We start from the raw sequence: 19504 nt of genomic DNA, 5'->3' as shown, positions 1-19504 counted from the left end.
TTCTATTAAAATAGTATCATATAAATGAACCGAATGTTATGAATATTCCTATAATTATATTTTTTATAGGAAAATGGTATTAATTTCTAATTAGTAAACTCCCTTAGTTCTACCTAATCAGCAGGGGGGGAATTTTGTTATAATGTGGCTGGTACATATTATTGAATATTGGAGGAATAACGGTGATTGATTTGCGCAGTGATACAGTAACAAAGCCGACTGAGGAAATGAGATTGGCTGCATTTCATGCAGAAGTTGGCGATGATGTGTACGGAGAGGATCCCACGGTAACAAAACTCGAAAAGGAAGCAGCGTCTATTCTCGGTAAACAAGCCGCCCTTTTTGTCACTAGCGGCACCCAGGGAAATCAGATTGCCGTCTTGACCCATACGCGTCCGGGAAACGAAATTTTATTGGAGGAAAATTCCCATATCTTCTATTATGAATCAGGAGCGGTTGCTGCTTTAGCCGGTGTTCAGACTAGAACCGTGAGAGGGGATAAAGGAGTCATGGATCCTCAAGACATTGAAGCGGCAATCAGGGGAGAAGATCAACATTTTCCTGAAACCGGGTTGATTTGTTTAGAAAATACCCATAATCGGGCAGGCGGAGCGGTCGTTCCACCTGCAAATATGGAGGCGATCCATGCAATAGCAAAGAAACATTCCATCCCTGTTCACGTGGATGGAGCCCGTTTATTCAATGCAGTTGCTGCAAGTGGAATGGACGTCAAGGAATTCACACAACATTGTGATACAATCCAGATTTGCTTATCAAAAGGACTGGGTGCCCCTGTAGGTTCCATTATTGCAGGTGATGAAGCGTTCATTAGAAAGGCGAGAAAATGGAGGAAAAGGCTTGGTGGGGGATTGCGGCAGGTCGGTATGATTGCGGCACCGGGACTGGTAGCTCTGACTACGATGAGAGAACGGTTGGCAAAAGACCATCAAAAGGCTGCTGTACTCAAAGAAGCACTGGGCAACTGTGAAGGGATACGTGTCATCAACGAGGTTGACACGAACATCGTGGTGGCGGATGTCAGCGGCAGGGGGATGACGTCTGAAATGTTCGTAGAGCTCCTGAAGGAAAATGGAGTGCTGATCAGCGGGTTCGGTTCCCATACGGTGCGTTTCACAACTCATTATGATGTGAGTATGGGGGAAATTGAAAGGGCATCAGAAATCATTAGAACCCTCTAACCATGATCGTCCTGATTTCAAGGTACGGCGTCGGGTCACGATTAATAGACCTATCATGACCACGACGCACCTTCATTGGTACAACCCCGTGTGTGAGTCATTGAAAAAAGTTAATTAGACTTCTCTGAGTGAGGTAACTTACCTTGTTTATGAGGATGCCATCTCATCATATATCCATTCTGTTTGAGCGCTTGATAGCGTTCTTCCATCTTCTTAATCATCCTATCACCTTGGTCTTTGCTGAAGACACCGTACTCTACGTATTTATTAATCAGTTCTTTCTTCGTAGAGAAAAGCTGCTTGTGAAGTTTGTCCAATTCCTGTTTTTGGGTGTCGGTCAAATTAACTTTCTGCGGGGTATCTTGCTCACCTTCCGCATATGCAGATCCCAACATACTGAAACTTAAAAAACAGATTGACATTAGTGTGAAAATCCACTTCTTCAAAGTTCATCCCTTCTTTCATTTAGATTCACTAATAGTTTCAGCATAAATTTAGCAATATATGTATAGTGATTTCAGGATGGGGGGAAGCATTGAATCGGAGAAAGAAGAAGGGGGATCCTAATGGAAAAATGACAGGCCCACCCATAGGATGGATTAATAGTGAAACAATAATAGAAAGGCGGGAATAACATGTTTGAAAAGTTTTTATCAAGTATCGGAATCGGTCATGTAAAAGTCGATACAACTGTAAGCAAAGCGAAGATCAATCAGGGGGAAACCATTAAAGGTGAGATAAAAATAGAAGGGGGCATGGCAGATCAACCGATCAATGAAGTTCGACTGCTTTTATTATTAAAGTATGAAGAAGATAAAGAAGATAGTGATTTCCCATACCATGAAAAAGAGTTGAAGACAATTGTATTCAAAGACCTAGGGACCATAAAGGCAGGAGAAAAGAAATCAATTCAGTTTCAGTTCCCCACAGAGAAGGATCATCCTAAGTCCACGGAAACCAATCAGACAATCTTGAGAACGACTGTGGATATTCCTCAAGCAGTCGATCCCACTGATGAAGACAGCATCATCGTACAATGATGCTCGAGCCGGGTTCATTATTCGAATCCGGCTCTTTTCATGTAATTCACCATTCATCTCCTTCTAATGACCTGTCCATAACAAAAATCCACTAAGAAATACCCGTTGAAAACATAAGGTTCACTATGTAAAATAAAGGAAGCGTATACATTCTAAATATTCTGTATCTTCGAACAGATGCATGACTGCTGGATTTAGAAGAAGGTATCGCTCAAATTCTGTAAGGGGGTATATTATGGGAGGAATATGGCTTGCATTAATAGGAGGAATCGTTTTTTTACTAGGGTATAAATATTACTCTAAACTGATTGCGGAACGAATCTATCGATTAGATCCGAATTATGTCACTCCTGCACACCAATATAAAGATGGCGTTGACTTTGTCCCGACGAATAAATTCGTATTATGGGGACATCACTTCACTTCGGTCGCAGGTGCAGCTCCCATTGTGGGTCCCGCCATTGCGGTTTATTGGGGCTGGCTTCCTGCATTTTTATGGGTCATTTTGGGAACGGTCTTCGCGGCAGGTGTACATGATTTCGGCACACTTGTCCTATCCGTCAGAAACAAAGGACAATCCGTTGGGACATTGGCGAGTAAGCTCATTGGAAAAAGGGCGAAGGTCCTGTTCCTATGCATCATTTTGATCCTTGTTTTGATGGTCAATGCGGTATTTGCTTGGGTGATTGCGAACTTATTCATTACATTTCCTGCAAGTGTGCTTTCCGTCTTCATTCAAATACCTCTGGCAGTATGGATTGGGTACAGGGTATATAAACGGAGCGGTAGCATGCTGTTGCCCTCTCTTGTCGCCTTGGCCGTCATGTACCTTTCCGCCATCGTTGCAAGCAGAGTGAAGTTTCTTCAAATCGACCTTGTTCAATACTTCGGGGGAGAGGGAGCGACCTCGCTTTTCGGATTAAGCGCAACGAGCATGGCATTCTTTGTGTGGATTGTCATTCTGATGATTTATGTGTATGTGGCTTCAACGCTGCCTGTTTGGAAATTGTTGCAGCCAAGGGATTATATTAATTCACATCAATTGGTCGTCGGCCTTGCTTTGCTTTATTTGGGATTATTGTTTTCAAATCCGACTATCACTGCACCAATGACTAATGCATCTGCGGATGTATCCTGGTTTCCTTTATTATTCATCACCATTGCATGCGGTGCGATCTCAGGATTCCATGGCCTTGTATCTTCCGGGACTTCCTCGAAGCAATTGAGTAAAGAAACGGAAGCAAGATTCGTAGGGTACTTGGGGGCAGTCGGTGAAGGTGCACTGGCCTTGATCGCCATTATTGCATGCATTACATTCTTCCCGAATATTGAAGAATTCAAGGCGACATACAGCGGATTTGCGGCAGCGAGCGGTGCGGGTCTCGGCGTCTTCATCAAAGGGGCAGGACAGCTTGCAACAGGTTTAGGAATCCCTGCTGATATCGCTGCGACGATCGTCTCCGTCATCATCGTCAGCTTTGCTGCTACGACACTCGACTCTTCTGTACGATTGATGCGATATATCATTGCAGAACTGGGAGAAGAATATCATGTAAGACCTTTAACGAAAACACATGTTGCAACGACGATTGCGGTAGTTTCAAGTGCGGCTTTGACACTATTGCCACAAGGACCAAAAGGGTTCGGATCGGGAGGGTATCTCCTTTGGCCTTTATTCGGGACATCCAATCAATTATTGGCCGGAATCAGTCTGCTTCTTATTACCATCTGGCTCAAGCGGCAAGGGAGGAACTATATTGCGACGTTGGTTCCGATGCTGTTTCTGATGTTCATGACTTTATGGGCCATGATCAACCAAGTGATTTTTGAATGGTCTGGGATCGGACAAGCAGAAGGAAATATGCTGTTATTCATTTTTGGAAGCATCATCTTGATTTTTACATTATGGATCTTGATTACCGCTGCTTCATCCCTCACCAAGAGAGGGGATGACCCCACACAATTCACTGCCTGATACAGTGATCTGGACCCCTATAATGCTGAATTTCAGTGCTTAGAGGGGTCCATTTTATGACTAAGCTTCAACAAAGCATGGTTGAAAGCCAGAGATGACGGAGGAGAGGACATGTATGATTGACGTTTCGATGAAAGAAAAGTTCATGAGGTTGATCAAGCTCTATGATGAAATCATCAAACACCCTCATAAAATCGAAATTGCAAGGGAGCTGAGGGATGAAGATGATTTATTCTTCTTACTCCTGTACTCGGAAATGCTCGGCCTTCCCAACCCGGTATTTTATTATACGCTGGAACTTTATCCTTACATGATTGAAAAATTTCATGACTGGCACTTGCGAATGGGGATGGAGCATTCGCCACTTGATGGGATACGATGCTGTTAATTTGTTTATACATAAGGGGGTAAAAACATGCTAGACATCCACAATCAATCCATCTTATTCATTGGGGGGAAAGGTGGGGTAGGAAAGTCCACATCTGCTTCTGCCCTCGCGATGATGTTCGCCGGCTCAGGAAAGAAAACATTGATCGTATCGACCGATCCTGCACACAACTTGGGGGATATTTTCCACATAGGAATAGGCAAACGAAAGACACCACTAATGGAAAACCTTTGGGGAATTGAAATTCACCCTGAAGCTGAAACCAAACAATACATAGAAGGTGTAAAGGATAATTTAAAGGGAATGGTCAAATCATCAATGCTTCAAGAAGTGCATCGACAGATCGATATGGCGGCAACCGCACCTGGTGCCGAAGAAGCTGCCTTGTTCGATCGATTAGTTTCAATCATCCTTGATGAATTTAAATCTTTCGATAAAATCATCTTCGACACTGCCCCTACAGGTCATACAATCCGATTATTATCATTACCGGAACTCATGGGGGTATGGATGGATGGAATGCTTGAGAGAAGGAAGAAAACGAACAAGAACTATTCCCAATTACTGAATGATGGGGAACCAGTGGAGGATCCCATATTCGATGCCCTTCAAAACAGGAGAGAAAAATTCGCTAAAGTAAGGGAGATCATGCTAAATCCAGACACAACTGGCTTCATTTTTGTCCTGAACGCAGAAAGGCTTCCGATTCTGGAAACGGAAAAGGCAATCAGCCTCATGAAAAGGAATGATTTGAAGGTACAAGGCTTGATTGTCAATAAAGTCCTTCCAACAACAGCTGACGGAGCATTCCTACAGAAAAGATTGGAGCAGCAAAAAGAATATTTAAAGCTAATAAAGGAAAAGTTCAAAGGTCAAAGACGTTATGAAATACCATTGTTGGAGGAAGACGTATGTTCCATTGGACATTTACAGATGTTCGTCAATCATCTGAAAGAGGAAATATACGGGACGAGTACAACATCTAGTTAGGTCGCTTCTCATAAGCTGATCGGTTCAATCCGATCAGCTTATGAAATTTAGACAGTGATAAAGCAGCTGAGTCCTATCAAAAAAATTCACATTCACCCCTTGACTGTATACTCCATAGGGTATATTATAGTGAATGTAGCAAGAAACGCATTTGTTTCTGGGAGGTGTCTTTATGGAATACAATTCTCAAGTGAAGAACCGGATAAAACGTGTAGAAGGGCAGCTCCGTGGAATCCTGCGGATGATGGAGCAGGGGGAAGATTGCAAAGATGTCATATCCCAGCTTTCTGCTGCAAAAACCGCTCTCGACCGTTCAATCGGATTAGTGGTAAGTTTAAACCTTGTTGAGTGTGTAAGGGACTCACAGCATTCCGGGGAAAATACTGATGAACTTGTAAAAGAAGCCGTAAACCTTTTAGTGAAAAGCAGATAACAAAAAGGATTGACAACTTTTTTTATACCATTTAATATACCCTTATAGGTATTATATATTACTCAATTACACATTAGGAGGAATCATTAATGAACGCAGATAAAGTATTAGACGCAAAAGGACTTGCATGTCCAATGCCAATCGTAAAAACAAGAAAAGCGATCAAAGAAATTGAAACAGGTCAGATCCTTGAAGTGCAAACAACTGATAAAGGCGCAAAAAGTGACTTGACTGCATGGGCTAAATCAACTGGCCACGAACTAATGGAATCTAAAGAAGAAAACGATGTATTTACATTCTGGATTAAAAAAGGATAATTTTTTTTGCGGGGGTTTATACCCCCCGTTGTATAACAAAAGGAGGAAAACACATGTCTGAAACAAAAACTACAAATATCATTCTCTTTAGCGGAGATTACGATAAAGCGATGGCAGCGTATATCATTGCGAACGGTGCCGCAGCGTATGACCATGAAGTAACCATTTTCCACACATTCTGGGGATTGAACGCACTAAGAAAAGAAGAAATGGTGCCTGTGAAGAAGAGTTTCATGGAAAAGATGTTTGGCAAAATGATGCCACGCGGTGCTGATAAATTAGGTTTGTCCAATATGAACTTTGCAGGTATGGGTCCTAAAATGATCAAAGGCGTCATGAAAAAGCATAATGCGATGCCCCTTCCGGACTTAATCGACATGGCGAAGGAGCAAGATGTTAAGCTCGTTGCATGTACAATGACAATGGATTTATTGGGTCTTCATAAAGATGAATTGATGGATGAAATCGAATATGCGGGTGTTGCCGCTTATTTAGCAGATGCGGAAGACGGTAACGTAAACTTATTCATTTAATTTTTTTTAACACAAAATATACCCTATTGGGTAATTGGAGGTTTTGGAATGAATATTGAAGCGAACTTCGTATTAGATGCAAAAGGTTTGGCATGTCCGATGCCGATCGTGAAGACGAAAAAAGCAATGAAAGACCTTGACGGAGGGCATGTTATTGAAATTCAAGCTACGGATAAGGGGTCAAAAGCTGATCTTCAAGCTTGGGCAAAAAGCTCTGGACATGATTACCTTGGAACTCTTGAAGAGGGAGATGTATTGAAGCATTTCATCCGTAAATCAAGCGGTGAAGATACGGTGGAACGAAAGCACGAAGCAGTGACGAATAACGAAGAATTGTTAGGGGAGCTTGCTGATGAAAACACGTTAGTACTCGACGTGCGTGAAAAAGCCGAGTTTGCATTCAAACACATCCCTGGGGCCGTATCCATCCCACTTGGTGAATTAGAAGCACGTTCTGAAGAACTGGCCAAAGATAAGAACATTTATGTTGTATGCCGTACGGGGAACCGCAGTGATATGGCGGCACAACTATTGACTGATAAAGGATTTGAAAATGTGATTAACGTAGTACCTGGAATGAGTGAATGGTCAGGTAGCACAGAATCAGACGTTTAAACCTTCAAAGAAAAGACGTCAATGCGGAAGCTGTTGTAGCGTGATCTACAGCAGCGATGAATTGAAACTAGAGAACCAAAATTACGGGAGGTATGAATAATGGCAGTGAAAGCAATGACTCCAAAAGAAGTGGCACAAAAAGTGATTAACAAAGAAGACTTGTTCATCCTGGATGTACGTAACACCGATGCGTTTGAAGATTGGAAGATCGAAGGTCATACATTCGAATATATGAACATCCCTTACTTCGATCTCTTAGATGGTGTCGAAGAAATCTTGGACCAACTACCAACGGATAAAGACATTGTAGTGGTATGTGCCAAAGAAGGCTCTTCCGTCATGGTTGCCGAAATGCTGTCTGAAGAAGGAAAAGATGTAGCGTATCTGCAAGGTGGAATGAAGGCATGGAGCGAACATTTAGAACCAGTCAAAGTCGGTGATCTCACTGATGGGGGCGAGCTTTATCAATTCGTCCGCCTCGGTAAAGGCTGTCTTTCCTATATGGTCGTTTCAAATGGTGAAGCTGCAATCATCGATGCGACACGTATGACTGATGTTTTCATCGATTTTGCAAATGAGAAAAATGCGTCGATTACAAACGTATTCGATACTCATTTACACGCTGATCACATTTCAGGTGGACGTACCATTGCTGAATCAACAAATGCAACGTACTGGCTGCCTTCAAAAGACGCAGAGGAAGTGACATTTGAGTTTGCAGCACTTGAAGATGCAAATAAAGTAACGATCGGTCATTCAACAATCGATATCAATGCGATCTATTCACCAGGCCATACCATTGGATCAACTTCATTCGTGATTGATGAGAAGTATTTATTATCTGGTGACATTCTGTTTATCGATAGCATTGGACGTCCTGACCTTGCTGGTAAAGCACAAGACTGGGTCGCTGACTTAAGAGAGAGTCTCTACAACCGATACAAAAATCTCTCAATGGAACTGACCGTGTTACCGGCTCACTTCATGATTATCGATGAACTGAATGAAGACGGAACTGTCGCTGAAAAACTTGGTACGTTATTTGAGCAAAATCACGGCTTGAACATTGAAGATGATGAAGAGTTCAGAAAACTTGTCTCAGAAAATCTTCCTCCACAGCCAAATGCTTATCAAGAAATCCGTGAAACAAATATGGGGAAAATCACACCTGACGAAGAGAAGCAACGCGAAATGGAAATTGGACCTAACCGTTGTGCAGTAAGATAGGCTGAGGAAGCATTAAAAGAATGGGAACCTGCTAGTAGGTTCCCATTCAATAAGAAAGGGGGAAGGGCACAGTGGATTTATCATTTATCATTGTCATCTTTTTAATCGGATTCATAGGATCTTATATTTCTGGCATGGTCGGAATCGGGGGGAGCATCATTAAGTACCCGATGCTCTTATATATCCCACCATTATTCGGATTGGCTGCGTTTTCAGCGCATGAAGTTTCAGGTATAAGTGCGGTGCAAGTATTCTTCGCAACACTCGGTGGTGTCTGGGCATATCGAAAAGGTGGATATTTAAATAGAACACTTATTACTTATATGGGGGCAAGTATCCTTATTGGTAGCTTCATTGGCGGATACGGTTCCAAAGCAATGAGTGAAGATGCAATCAACGTTGTATATGGTGTACTGGCTTTAACAGCGGCCATCATGATGTTCATTCCGAAAAAAGGAATCGACGACATCAAATTCGAGGATGTTACATTCAACAAGTGGCTTGCTGCGATCTTGTCCCTGATCGTAGGGGTAGGTGCAGGGATTGTGGGAGCTGCAGGTGCATTCTTATTAGTACCGATCATGCTTGTCGTCCTTAAAATCCCTACGAAAATGACGATTGCATCATCCCTTGCCATCACGTTGATTTCCTCAATCGGCTCTACCGTGGGGAAAATCACGACAGGTCAAGTCGAATATCTACCTGCGATGATTATGGTCGTAGCGAGCTTGATCGCTTCTCCATTGGGCGCAATAGCAGGAAAGAAAATGAACACGAAGGTATTGCAAACCATTCTGGCTCTCCTGATTTTAGGGACAGCCATTAAAATCTGGCTTGATATACTTTAATCAATAATTAAGAATCGATAACCGTCAGTCCTTTGCTGCTTATGATAAAGACAGCAGGGTGCTGACGGTTTTTTTGTATTCCCGCTTTGTTTTAATAGAACGTTGAAAAACACGTGAAAAAATAGGATGAAACTTTTTTTACTTCTATACGTCTATTACTATGTGGAAAAATAAGACCCTGGTTGGATGCATAGAATGATTAAGACCTGTACAATGGGTTCAAGTTTCAAAGGACATTTTCACACTATGTTGGGAGATTAAAAGGAGAATGATGATGAAAAAAATAATGGGTTTCGCACTAGTATTCTTACTGATGATCGGTTTGGCACAGCCTGCTTCAGCATCAGATAACAACAATGAGAAAAGTATCAATGAAAAATTCGGAGTTCCAATTGTCGTATATGGAGATACATTGACTGAACAGCAAAAAAAGACCGTACAGGAGCAGCTTGGAATCAGTGAAAAGGATGATGTAGAGGAATTTACAGTCACCGGGGAAGACCTTGTTAAATATATAGAAGGCGAAAATAGAAATGCACGCATGTTCTCATCTGCAAAGATCACTCGTCAGGAAAAGGGCGAAGGATTGGACGTAGAGATTGTCAGCCCTGAGAACATTACGGAAGTAACGGAATCAATGTATGCCAACGCATTACTGACTGCAGGTGTGGAAAATGCGCACGTGGAAGTGGCATCGCCGGTGAAGGTCAGTGGTCATTCGGCTTTGACAGGGATCTACAAAGCGTATGATGTTAGTGGGGAAAAACTTGATACTGTCAGAATGGAAGTAGCAAACGAGGAATTGAATGTTGCGACAGAGCTTGCTAAAGAAGCGGGGATCGACAAGGAAAAAGTAAGTGAGCTGCTTACCGAGATTAAAAAAGAGATTGCCGCTCAAGACCCAGCCACAAAAGAAGAAGTAGAAAAAATCGTTGAAGAAAAATTACAGAGCATGAACATCGAACTCAGTCCCGAGGATCGACAATTATTAATCGATTTATTTGATAAAATCAGGTCACTTGATATCGATTTCGATAATGTACAGCAACAGCTTCAAGATTTAACCAAGGATATTCAAGACACAATCAAGAACGTAGTGAATGATGAAGACTTCGGTCAGAAGGTTTCCGATTTCTTCACTGCGTTACTGGATGCAATTGCTGAATTATTTAAGTCCATTAAAAATTTGTTCTCATAACCATTGAAAGAAGTCCGCTGTGGTGCGGGCTTCTTTTTTATCCATAAAGCAATTTGAACGGTTGACGTTATACCCCATTGGGTATATAATGAACCTATACTAATCGTAAGAGGTGTTAATATGGAAATTATTGGACTACTCATCTTGGCATTATTGGTATTTTTGTATGTCAGAAACATGAAACCTGGTAAAGAGATCAATCAAATGACCACCACCGATTTAAAGAAACATTTAGGTGATCGTTCTAAACAGTTTATTGATGTAAGAACCCCAATGGAATTCAGAGCACGAAACATTAAGAGTTTCAGGAACATACCATTGAATGAGCTGCAGAAAAACATTGGGAAATTATCAAAAGAAAAAGAAACGATTGTGATCTGTCAAAGCGGAATGAGGAGTAGCAAAGCATGTAAAATCCTTTCTTCGTCTGGATTTAAAAACATTTCAAACGTCAAAGGCGGAATGAATGCCTGGTCTAATTAATTCTCAGAAAGGAACATGATAATGAATGCAATTACACCGTCAGGATTACAGAAGCTGCTTGAGGCAGGGGAAAACCCTTCAATTATCGATGTACGCGAAACATCCGAGGTAAAAGCAGGAAAGATTCCGAATGCGTTGAATATCCCACTTGGGCTTTTGGAATTCCGGATGAATGAATTAAACAAAACCGATCGATACTATATCGTTTGTCAATCTGGTGGCAGAAGTTCTCAAGCTGTGCGTTTTCTCCAATACCACGGATTCAATGTCGTAAACATGGAAGGCGGAATGTCTGCTTGGAAGGGGCAGCTACAATAAACTTTTCATTAAAGGGACTGTAATTGGGTCCTTTTTGTTTGTTCTTTTAGAAGATGGGAAAATATAGAGAGGAAAAAGTTTTGGAAGAAAGAAGTTGATGCACGTTGAAAGGAACGAATGAATCTAACTATATTCAGCAGCATTTAGCGAATGAACGGACCTATTTAGCATGGATCAGAACATCGATTGCCATCATAGGAATCGGATTTTTGACGACGAGCCTGCATTACAACTCGGCAGGGGAAAATGAATTTCAAGGCCAGATCTCCTTATTAATCAGCGGGGTCAGTATCATTATTGGTTTATTTCTTATTGTTGGGTCAACCGTTAACTACTATCGAGCACGAAAGCACATCAATACCCAGACTTTCACTTCTGCCAATGCCGTCATCTTGTTCATGTCGATGGTGGCATTGATCATCTTGATCTTCATCTGTATCTACCTATATTCTTTAAACCTGTAACCCCTATCCAGTTTATTAACGTTCAAAAAAAGAAAGCAGGGATCATTCCCTGCTTTTAGTCTTGTTTCTTTTCATTATAGTATTGAACGGATGTCATCGCACCCTCTGATACCATTGAGTTGTCTTCGATATTATGTGGATCGGGATGTCCGCCTTTTTCAACCGGGAGATCTTCTGCCTTACGCTTTTTGAATTTGGTCACGAGTCCCTGTTTCATATTATGAAGGTGATTCCTTTTTTCTTTTGATGATAGGAACCACCCGACAGAACCTGCCGTCAACGTTGCGCCCACTACTAATGATTTATTGATTTTCATATGTTTCTCCTCCTATACGAATTAAATTCTACTATCTTTCTTTGTAAGTTATATTCCCTGCCAAATGTTCGTTAAACATGATCGTCCATCCAATAATTAGTAACACTAAAGCTCTTATCAGGGGTGGGTGTATCAAGAGGACACGATTTCATAAATATTCCTTTTCATTATTGGGATAATAAGTAAGACGACGAACACACACACGAATAAAGGGTGGTTGAATGAGAAAGGTAGATAAAAAGCAGTTGATTTCCCTCATATATATTTGCGGTGGATTGATGACCATCATTGCCTTGGTTGTTTCTCACTTCCAAACCAACACCATCATCAAGGCAATCAAGAAGTATAGTCCATATAACTAATTGCATATGGTTGCATCCAGTTGCAATAACAGAGACAATGGAGGGAAGGGAGGAAGATACATATGAAACTCGAAGGAAAAAAGGTCATTCAACTAGTCAGCGGAGATTTCGAAGATCTCGAACTCTGGTATCCAGTATTGCGACTTAGGGAAGAGGGAGCAGACGTCCATATAGTCGGAGAAGAAGCGGACAAGGAGTATATTGGGAAATACGGAGTGCCGATCGTTTCCGACTATTCTTTTGATCAGGTCGACCCATCAGAATATGATGCGATCCTTGTACCGGGAGGATGGTCTCCAGATAAACTTCGCAGATACACCGAGGTCATCGATATGGTCAGACACATGAATGATCATACCAAACCGATTGGCCAGATCTGCCATGCAGGATGGGTATTGATTTCTGCGAAAATATTAAATGGCGTCAACGTGACGAGTACTCCCGGAATTAAAGATGACATGGAAAATGCAGGTGCTACCTGGGTGAACGAGGCAGTCGTTGTCGATGGACACATTGTCTCCAGCAGAAGACCCCCTGATTTACCGGACTATATGAGAGCATTCGTCGAAGTGATGGCCAAGTAAAAAAAGAACGAGATCATCCCAGCTAGAACCGGGTTGATCTCGTTCTTTTTCAATAGCTATTTTCACTAATTTCGTTGTTACTTTTTTCGTCCACTCTTTTGCCTTTTATCCGGGTCTGTCAAACGAGAAACAAATGTCTGTTTCAGTGATTGATGAGTCGTGATCGCTGCTCCTGTACAGATGAATCCGTTTGCGACTCCATTGAAATCGAAGCCAAGGCTCCATCCGCTGGCAGCCACACCTACAATCAATAATATCCAAATGATTAGCCAATCAGGTACATGTGGGGTTTTCTTCAAAGCAAAACCTAACACCCAAAGAGCAGGGACAAGGATGGCAAGTTGAGGATGTATGGTGATACCGTTCAACAGGTCTGTCATAGTGATAATCCTCCTTTGATGGGGCTATTACCAATCTATTCTGTATCCCCATACTTTCATGACAGAATTCAGACAAGGTCTTATAAATTGATCTTTTAAACCTATCAACTCCATTTTTCATTGACTCATCCAGGTAACCTGCATCTATGGTTTTTAGGAAGTTAAAAGTGACAAGGCCCTCCTGCAATGATAAAATATGATTGACTTACCATATGATTAGGAGTTGTTTATTTTGACGAAAAAAGGATACATACAATTTCAAACTGGTGAAAAAGTGGAATTTGACTTATTCCCGAATGAAGCACCAGGAACTGTAGAAAATTTTGAAAAGCTCGCGAAGGAAGGCTTTTATGATGGTTTGACTTTCCACCGCGTCATCCCGGGCTTCGTGAGCCAAGGCGGCTGCCCGAATGGAAATGGCATGGGGGGACCTGGTTACACGATTAAATGTGAAACAGAAGGCAACCCACATAAACATGAAGAAGGATCACTATCAATGGCACATGCCGGTAAAGATACTGGCGGTAGCCAATTCTTCATCGTTCATGATCCACAGCCTCATTTGAATGGGGTACACACTGTATTCGGTAAAGTGACTTCCGGCATGGAGATCGTCAAGTCGATGAGAAATGGTGATGTCATGGAAAAGGTAGAAGTATTCGACGCATAATGAGCATATGCTGAGCGGTTGATATTTCTTTTAAATTCATGTATTATAAATGTAAGCTGCGTTGTACGTAATCTTAATGAAGTTTTAACCTTTAAACTGTAACAGGGAGTTTTATATCGAAGCCGGAATGTCATGCCTCCCCGCTAGAGGACGACAGGAAATCTTCTGCAAACACCCACTTTGAGGAGTGGTGGTTTAAAACTTTCTTATCCCGTATTACGGCAAATGTGGCTTTTAAAACATGATTGATCAAGCCAGTTCTCTAATGGAGGACTGGCTTTTTATTTTGGCTCTGCAAAATGCCGTTACGCTCGCTTTTTGCGGGTATGTATCCTCACACAAAAAAGCCTCGACACGTTAAGGCGTCGAGGCTTCCAATTCATAGGATTCGAGGCCCCTCCCGTCCGTACAGTGGTTAAGTGTCCCGCAACAAGCGAATGTTCGGGAGGAGCAACTTCATTATACTATTTTCACAAGGAGTGGTAAAGTCTTGGATGCTTGAGGAGTTTGCCTACCCTTTAGGACGATTGATGACCTTCCTTAATCCCATTGGCTAAATCCTTTACAACCTTAGGTGTTCTCTTTGCTTCTTCAACTGTAAACATCATTGAACGCTTCTTCCTATTAAGATCTTCCTGTAACTCTCCTTGTATGGTTTTCAGTTGGTCCGCTTCTCTAGAGACAGCGTTCATTTTTGCTTGCATGCTACCCATGGTATGGTTGATGGAATTGATGGTTGGACGAGTGGTCTTCAACGTTTTGAGTATGCTTGTAATCAATAGGATAACCGCTACGATTACGATACTTATACTAATATAAACAATCCACATTTCAATTCACCTCTGCACTCATTAATGTGATGTATTTTATTTTCCCTATTTCACGAAAAAATAACGGATTTTCTTTCAATATCACTTTTTATCAGGTGATTACCTTTACTAAGGAGGCTGTAGCTAGTAATCTATTGATAAGCTATCGGAGAGCGGAGGGGTCGTTAATGATTAAAGCAGTATTCTTTGATTTGGATGATACGTTGTTGTGGGACTCAAAAAGCATCAAACATGCGTTTGAAGAAACCTGTAAATATGCGGGGTCCAAGGTAACGGTTGTACCGGAAACGTTAGAAGAAGAAGTGAGAAAGGAAGCAAGGAAACTGTATTCCTCTTATGATACATATGAATTCACTCAAATGATCGGAATCAATCCGTTTGAAGGATTATGGGGAGATTTTTGGGATGAAGGCCATGAGCAATTCAGGATGATGGCAGAGATTGTGCCGGATTATCGACAACAAGCATGGACAAATGGGTTAGAAAACGTTGGGATAAACGACGAAGGGTTAGGAAAGGAACTTGCTGAACGCTTCCGATTGGAAAGAAAAAACCACCCTTACGTCTATCACGACACTTATCATGTATTGGATGAGTTAAAAGACGATTATACGTTAGTGCTCCTAACAAATGGGTCACCTCAATTACAGAATCTGAAACTCCAGATGACGACGGAATTAATCCCATATTTCAAAGAAATTGTTATATCCGGTGCAATCGGAAGAGGAAAACCGGATACGGCAATGTTCATGCATGCACTCGATCGGCTTTCACTCAAACCAGAGGAAGTGGTCATGGTAGGTGATAATTTGAAAACGGATATCCTTGGCTCAAGAAGAACAGGTATACGAAATGTTTGGATCAATCGTCATGAGCTTCATCCTGAAGAAGTCGTGCCGGATTATGAAATAAAGGAACTATCTGAAATCATTGATGTAATAAAGAACCTTTAGCAGGCACACATAAGAATCGTCCACGCTTCATAAAATGGGCACTGAATGCTCATATATAAGGGGGCTACACAGTGAGTACCGGAACTTTTGAGAAAATGGTTAAAGCACCGATTGAGGACGTTTGGGACTTCATACGAACCATCGATCAATGGGCTCCTCTTGCGCCCGGATACATCGATCATACAATCATCAATGATGAAATCTCCCAGTGGACAATCAAAATCGATGCCGGGATGCTTAAGAAGAAGCTGCATGTAGAAATCGAAATCCGGGAATGGAGCAGGCCAAACTACGTTACATTCGAGTTGCGTGGCCTTAATGAAAAGCTTACAGGAAGCGGTTCTTTTTTAACGGAGGGTGTATCAGCAATACAAACGAAAATAATAGGCAGCCTTTCCATACAGTCTTCAAGCTCGTTGAGAAAAATAATCACACCACTTATAGAAAAAACAGTGCCTGAAATGACCAGGGAATTAACGCTTAATGTTGGAAGTGAAATTGAAAAACACTATTCAATCCGATAGTCCCGTCCATACAGGACCAATGGAAGGCATCCGTTGGTTCTTTTTCTATCCAACTTTTAACGAGTACCATTCAGATATACATTAGTGAGTGGCTATCAAATGCTTTCCGTTTGACTGCCATCATCGATTATGAAAATCTATGTAATACAATACAAACATGAATCATGACATATACTATTAGTAGTAAGTTTATAAAGGGGTTATTTCATGCAAAACCTTGACACCATTCGTGCAAAAGCAATTGAAGAAACAAAGCTTAAAATAGAAGAAGATATTACATACTACCTTGAACAACATGATGAATGTCCTTCCTTTCAGGACTATCTTGAAGAGAGGGAAAGCTTCTTTCAACAGATTTGGGTGAATACGTGGCTTAACAAAGTGACCAATGATGTTCTCAGAAGCCATAAGAAGGCATTCTTGCGTAATATCGGATATGAAGTCGAAGGAGTGGATAAGAAACTCCTTAACAAAATGTTCCGGAATGAAATTCGGAACGAACAGCCTTTTCAAGTAAAACAATGGTTATTGGATCGTGCACCGGATGAGCAACAGTGGGAAAATCGCCACAAGCAGGCAAGGGAACGATTGATTAAAGAAAAAGAAGAAAAGAAAAAAGCATCAAAACAAAAAGGAATTCAAAAAGAGATCTTATACTTTCTTGAACAAAAGGTTGAGGACCAACAGTTAAATTGGTATGTAGAGCTTCGGTACATATTCGCTAAAAAATTACTCAGTGACTTAAGCAATAAACCGAAGTTCAAACAAATGGATCCTCACGCACTAGAAGACAAGCTTCAGGAAGAAGGCTTCCTTGGTGCGCATGAATTCAAGACAGTGTCCGATATCTTAAAGGAATTCACTGGATCCATCCATAAAAAAAGTGAACAGTGGGACCGGAACCTATGGGAGTACGAAACGTACTACTATCCGTATGAACGTTTCGTATCATACTATACAGAGCAGATCATTTCCTCCTTCATTTTAGAGCACCTGCCTGCTGATATCCTTGTTTCCTACTCCAATTTATATGAGGAAGAGCTGTCATATGAGCGACTGATCAAATGGACACAGTCTGTCCTCTTGAAGGAGAAATCACTGTTTTTCAAATGGGTACAAGATGAGTATGTAGTCGACTTGGTACCCCTGCCGGATATGCCATTCGACTTGAGTGAACAGGTAGCGATATACAAAGAAGTAATGGTGGCAAGGGAAGAACGAATTGCACTGGAGCGAGAGGCAATCATCAAGAAGCAACAGGAAGAGGAGCGGATGCTGGAGGATATATTCGGTCAGGAATATAGTCCATCGTATCGAGGCGGCGTCCGTTATGTCCTTCATATCGGGGAAACCAATACGGGGAAAACCCATAAAGCCCTTACCAGGATGAAAGCTGCCGATAGCGGGATGTACCTGGCACCACTGCGGTTATTGGCTCTCGAAGTTTATGATAAGTTAAACAACGAAGGAGTACCGTGCAACCTCAAAACCGGCGAAGAGGAGAAAGAAATCGAGAATGCCCGTCATCATGCTTGCACTGTCGAAATGTTCCATGAAAAAGACGAATACGATGTTGTCGTCATCGATGAGGCACAGATGCTTGCGGATCAAGATAGGGGATTCTCATGGTATAAAGCCATCACGAAAGTGAAAGCAAGGGAAGTCCATATTATTGGAAGCGAGAATGTACGAAGTCTTCTGTTGGAATTAATTGGGGAGGAACAGGCAGAAGTCTATAATTACGAACGGGAAATCCCTTTGCAAGTAGAAAAAAAAGAATTTAAATTAAAGCAGGTCCGAAACGGGGATGCACTTGTATGTTTCTCAAGGAAAAAAGTACTTGATACTGCATCACGCCTGCAGAACAACGGTCACAAAGTCAGTATGATTTATGGAAGCATGCCCCCCGAGACAAGAAAGAAACAGATGATGCAGTTCATCAAAGGTAAGACACAAGTCATCGTCGCAACGGATGCCATCGGTATGGGCCTGAATCTGCCGATCAGAAGGATCGTCTTCATGGAAAACGAAAAATTCGATGGGACGAGAAGGCGTCTGCTCACTTCGCAGGAAGTGAAGCAAATTGCAGGAAGGGCAGGTCGGAAAGGGATTTACGAAGTAGGAAGGGTCTCCTTCACGAAAAATATAAAAAAAATGGAGCATTTGTTACTTCAGGAGGACCCCTCTCTCCGTACCTTTGCCATTGCACCAACAAGCAGTGTGTTTGAACGTTTTCAACGGTACCATCATGATCTGGATACTTTTTTTGAATTATGGGATCGTTTCGATAGTCCATATGGTACTGAAAAAGCATCGTTAGCAGAAGAGAAAGAATTATACGATCTTGTTCGAGGAACGCAAATCGAAGCGAAACTTTCACTGAATGATTTGTATGGATTTCTGCACCTTCCATTTTCCAAAAAGGAAAGTCAGCTAACTCAGCAATGGCTTGACTCCATGCACGCAATCGTTGAAGGGGATGAACTTCCGGAGCCCGATATCAAAAATAAGAATTTGGAACAAAAGGAAGTGTCCTATAAAGCGGTGGGGCTTCACCTCTTATTGCTTTACCGACTCGGAAGGCAGACAGAAGCCTTATACTGGGAACGTGTCAGGGAAGAAATTGCGGATGGCGTCCATGAGAGTTTACGGACAGAAGTAAAAGCACGATCAAACAGATGCAGGCATTGCGGGAAAAATCTTCCTCCCAACTTCGGATTTCCGATTTGCGACCGTTGTCATGCTTCCAACCGCAAACGGAGAGAAAAAAGAAGAGGGGACAGATAATCGAAGCATATTGGAAGCTTAACTTCCTAAAGTCTGCTAGGATAAGGTTAGTAAACGAGTAGAGGTGAAA

The 19504-nt window shown here is 41.8% G+C and carries 25 protein-coding genes and 1 other RNA gene; 22 read left to right on the top strand and 4 right to left on the bottom strand.

All coding sequences use genetic code 11. The annotated features are described in order from the left end of the window. Positions 1–182 precede the first annotated feature (182 nt). Positions 183–1199 (top strand): low-specificity L-threonine aldolase, encoded by a 1017-nt coding sequence (gene ltaE, locus LCM10_RS02865; protein ID WP_224874520.1) that lies wholly within the window; start codon positions 183–185, stop codon positions 1197–1199. 110 nt (positions 1200–1309) lie between these two features. Here the strand turns inward: ltaE and LCM10_RS02860 are convergent, their stop codons facing one another. After that, a complete protein-coding gene (locus tag LCM10_RS02860) occupies positions 1310–1645 on the bottom strand; it encodes a YckD family protein (protein ID WP_224874519.1) in 336 nt (111 codons plus the stop codon). 189 nt (positions 1646–1834) lie between these two features. On the opposite strand from LCM10_RS02860, the gene LCM10_RS02855 reads away from it, so the two are divergent. The 14 genes from LCM10_RS02855 (at position 1835) to LCM10_RS02790 (ending at position 12028) form a co-directional block, all read left to right on the top strand. Beyond that, on the top strand, positions 1835–2239 hold the full coding sequence (locus LCM10_RS02855) for a sporulation protein (protein ID WP_224874517.1): 405 nt from the start codon (positions 1835–1837) through the stop codon (positions 2237–2239). A 235-nt stretch (positions 2240–2474) separates the two neighbouring features. Then, a complete protein-coding gene (locus LCM10_RS02850) occupies positions 2475–4214 on the top strand; it encodes a carbon starvation protein A (RefSeq protein WP_224874515.1) in 1740 nt (579 codons plus the stop codon). Between the two features lie 130 nt (positions 4215–4344). Continuing rightward, positions 4345–4602, top strand: a complete 258-nt coding sequence (locus LCM10_RS02845) for a cory-CC-star protein (protein ID WP_224875580.1) — start codon at positions 4345–4347, stop codon at positions 4600–4602. Between the two features lie 27 nt (positions 4603–4629). After that, on the top strand, positions 4630–5592 hold the full coding sequence (locus tag LCM10_RS02840; RefSeq protein WP_224874513.1) for an ArsA family ATPase: 963 nt from the start codon (positions 4630–4632) through the stop codon (positions 5590–5592). Between the two features lie 172 nt (positions 5593–5764). After that, on the top strand, positions 5765–6025 hold the full coding sequence (locus LCM10_RS02835; protein WP_224874511.1) for a metal-sensitive transcriptional regulator: 261 nt from the start codon (positions 5765–5767) through the stop codon (positions 6023–6025). 89 nt (positions 6026–6114) lie between these two features. Beyond that, positions 6115–6342, top strand: coding sequence for a sulfurtransferase TusA family protein (locus LCM10_RS02830; protein WP_224874510.1), 228 nt, complete (start codon positions 6115–6117; stop codon positions 6340–6342). 53 nt (positions 6343–6395) lie between these two features. Beyond that, positions 6396–6875, top strand: a complete 480-nt coding sequence (locus tag LCM10_RS02825; protein ID WP_224874508.1) for a DsrE/DsrF/DrsH-like family protein — start codon at positions 6396–6398, stop codon at positions 6873–6875. A gap of 48 nt (positions 6876–6923) precedes the next feature. Continuing rightward, a complete protein-coding gene (locus LCM10_RS02820) occupies positions 6924–7490 on the top strand; it encodes a sulfurtransferase TusA family protein (RefSeq protein ID WP_224874506.1) in 567 nt (188 codons plus the stop codon). Positions 7491–7589: 99 nt separating this feature from the next. Beyond that, a complete protein-coding gene (locus LCM10_RS02815) occupies positions 7590–8717 on the top strand; it encodes an MBL fold metallo-hydrolase (RefSeq protein ID WP_224874504.1) in 1128 nt (375 codons plus the stop codon). A 71-nt stretch (positions 8718–8788) separates the two neighbouring features. Continuing rightward, positions 8789–9565, top strand: coding sequence for a sulfite exporter TauE/SafE family protein (locus LCM10_RS02810; RefSeq protein ID WP_224874502.1), 777 nt, complete (start codon positions 8789–8791; stop codon positions 9563–9565). A gap of 271 nt (positions 9566–9836) precedes the next feature. Continuing rightward, positions 9837–10763, top strand: a complete 927-nt coding sequence (locus LCM10_RS02805) for a DUF1002 domain-containing protein (protein ID WP_224875579.1) — start codon at positions 9837–9839, stop codon at positions 10761–10763. A 120-nt stretch (positions 10764–10883) separates the two neighbouring features. After that, a complete protein-coding gene (locus LCM10_RS02800; protein WP_224874500.1) occupies positions 10884–11246 on the top strand; it encodes a rhodanese-like domain-containing protein in 363 nt (120 codons plus the stop codon). A 21-nt stretch (positions 11247–11267) separates the two neighbouring features. Further along, positions 11268–11564 carry a rhodanese-like domain-containing protein gene (locus tag LCM10_RS02795; protein ID WP_224874498.1) on the top strand — a complete coding sequence of 99 codons (297 nt, stop codon included), beginning with the start codon at positions 11268–11270 and terminating at the stop codon, positions 11562–11564. Positions 11565–11668: 104 nt separating this feature from the next. Continuing rightward, the gene (locus LCM10_RS02790; protein WP_224874497.1) at positions 11669–12028 is read left to right on the top strand and encodes a YidH family protein; all 360 of its coding nucleotides are present in this window, start codon (positions 11669–11671) and stop codon (positions 12026–12028) included. A 55-nt stretch (positions 12029–12083) separates the two neighbouring features. Here LCM10_RS02790 and LCM10_RS02785 read toward each other — a convergent pair whose 3' ends face one another. Further along, positions 12084–12344: a hypothetical protein gene (locus tag LCM10_RS02785; RefSeq protein WP_224874495.1), complete on the bottom strand. Its 261-nt coding sequence runs from the start codon at positions 12342–12344 to the stop codon at positions 12084–12086. Positions 12345–12565: 221 nt separating this feature from the next. Between LCM10_RS02785 and LCM10_RS02780 the strand changes: the two genes are divergently transcribed. Both LCM10_RS02780 and LCM10_RS02775 read left to right on the top strand, forming a co-directional pair. After that, positions 12566–12706, top strand: coding sequence for a hypothetical protein (locus LCM10_RS02780; RefSeq protein WP_224874494.1), 141 nt, complete (start codon positions 12566–12568; stop codon positions 12704–12706). Between the two features lie 62 nt (positions 12707–12768). Continuing rightward, on the top strand, positions 12769–13290 hold the full coding sequence (locus LCM10_RS02775; protein WP_224874489.1) for a type 1 glutamine amidotransferase domain-containing protein: 522 nt from the start codon (positions 12769–12771) through the stop codon (positions 13288–13290). A gap of 77 nt (positions 13291–13367) precedes the next feature. Here the strand turns inward: LCM10_RS02775 and LCM10_RS02770 are convergent, their stop codons facing one another. Beyond that, positions 13368–13670 (bottom strand): phage holin family protein, encoded by a 303-nt coding sequence (locus LCM10_RS02770; RefSeq protein WP_224874487.1) that lies wholly within the window; start codon positions 13668–13670, stop codon positions 13368–13370. Between the two features lie 232 nt (positions 13671–13902). On the opposite strand from LCM10_RS02770, the gene LCM10_RS02765 reads away from it, so the two are divergent. Together LCM10_RS02765 and ssrS are read left to right on the top strand one after the other, a co-directional pair. Continuing rightward, on the top strand, positions 13903–14340 hold the full coding sequence (locus tag LCM10_RS02765) for a peptidylprolyl isomerase (protein ID WP_224874485.1): 438 nt from the start codon (positions 13903–13905) through the stop codon (positions 14338–14340). A gap of 50 nt (positions 14341–14390) precedes the next feature. Beyond that, positions 14391–14578, top strand: a non-coding RNA gene (gene ssrS, locus LCM10_RS02760) — 6S RNA. A 280-nt stretch (positions 14579–14858) separates the two neighbouring features. On the opposite strand, the gene LCM10_RS02755 is transcribed toward ssrS, so the two are convergent. After that, positions 14859–15170, bottom strand: a complete 312-nt coding sequence (locus tag LCM10_RS02755; RefSeq protein WP_224874483.1) for a DUF948 domain-containing protein — start codon at positions 15168–15170, stop codon at positions 14859–14861. A 167-nt stretch (positions 15171–15337) separates the two neighbouring features. Between LCM10_RS02755 and LCM10_RS02750 the strand changes: the two genes are divergently transcribed. From LCM10_RS02750 to LCM10_RS02740, 3 genes are all read left to right on the top strand, one after another. After that, the gene (locus LCM10_RS02750; RefSeq protein ID WP_224874482.1) at positions 15338–16123 is read left to right on the top strand and encodes an HAD family hydrolase; all 786 of its coding nucleotides are present in this window, start codon (positions 15338–15340) and stop codon (positions 16121–16123) included. A 71-nt stretch (positions 16124–16194) separates the two neighbouring features. Next, complete coding sequence (locus LCM10_RS02745) at positions 16195–16647, top strand: CoxG family protein (protein WP_224874479.1); 453 nt, start codon at positions 16195–16197, stop codon at positions 16645–16647. A 207-nt stretch (positions 16648–16854) separates the two neighbouring features. After that, complete coding sequence (locus LCM10_RS02740) at positions 16855–19434, top strand: helicase-related protein (RefSeq protein ID WP_224874477.1); 2580 nt, start codon at positions 16855–16857, stop codon at positions 19432–19434. Positions 19435–19504: the final 70 nt, after the last annotated feature.

Origin of the sequence: Rossellomorea aquimaris (genome assembly GCF_020171925.1) — a bacterium.
Lineage (GTDB): Bacteria > Bacillota > Bacilli > Bacillales > Bacillaceae_B > Rossellomorea > Rossellomorea aquimaris_F.
Note: the sequence above shows the minus strand (reverse complement) of the source record. Positions and strands in the feature narration are given on the sequence as shown.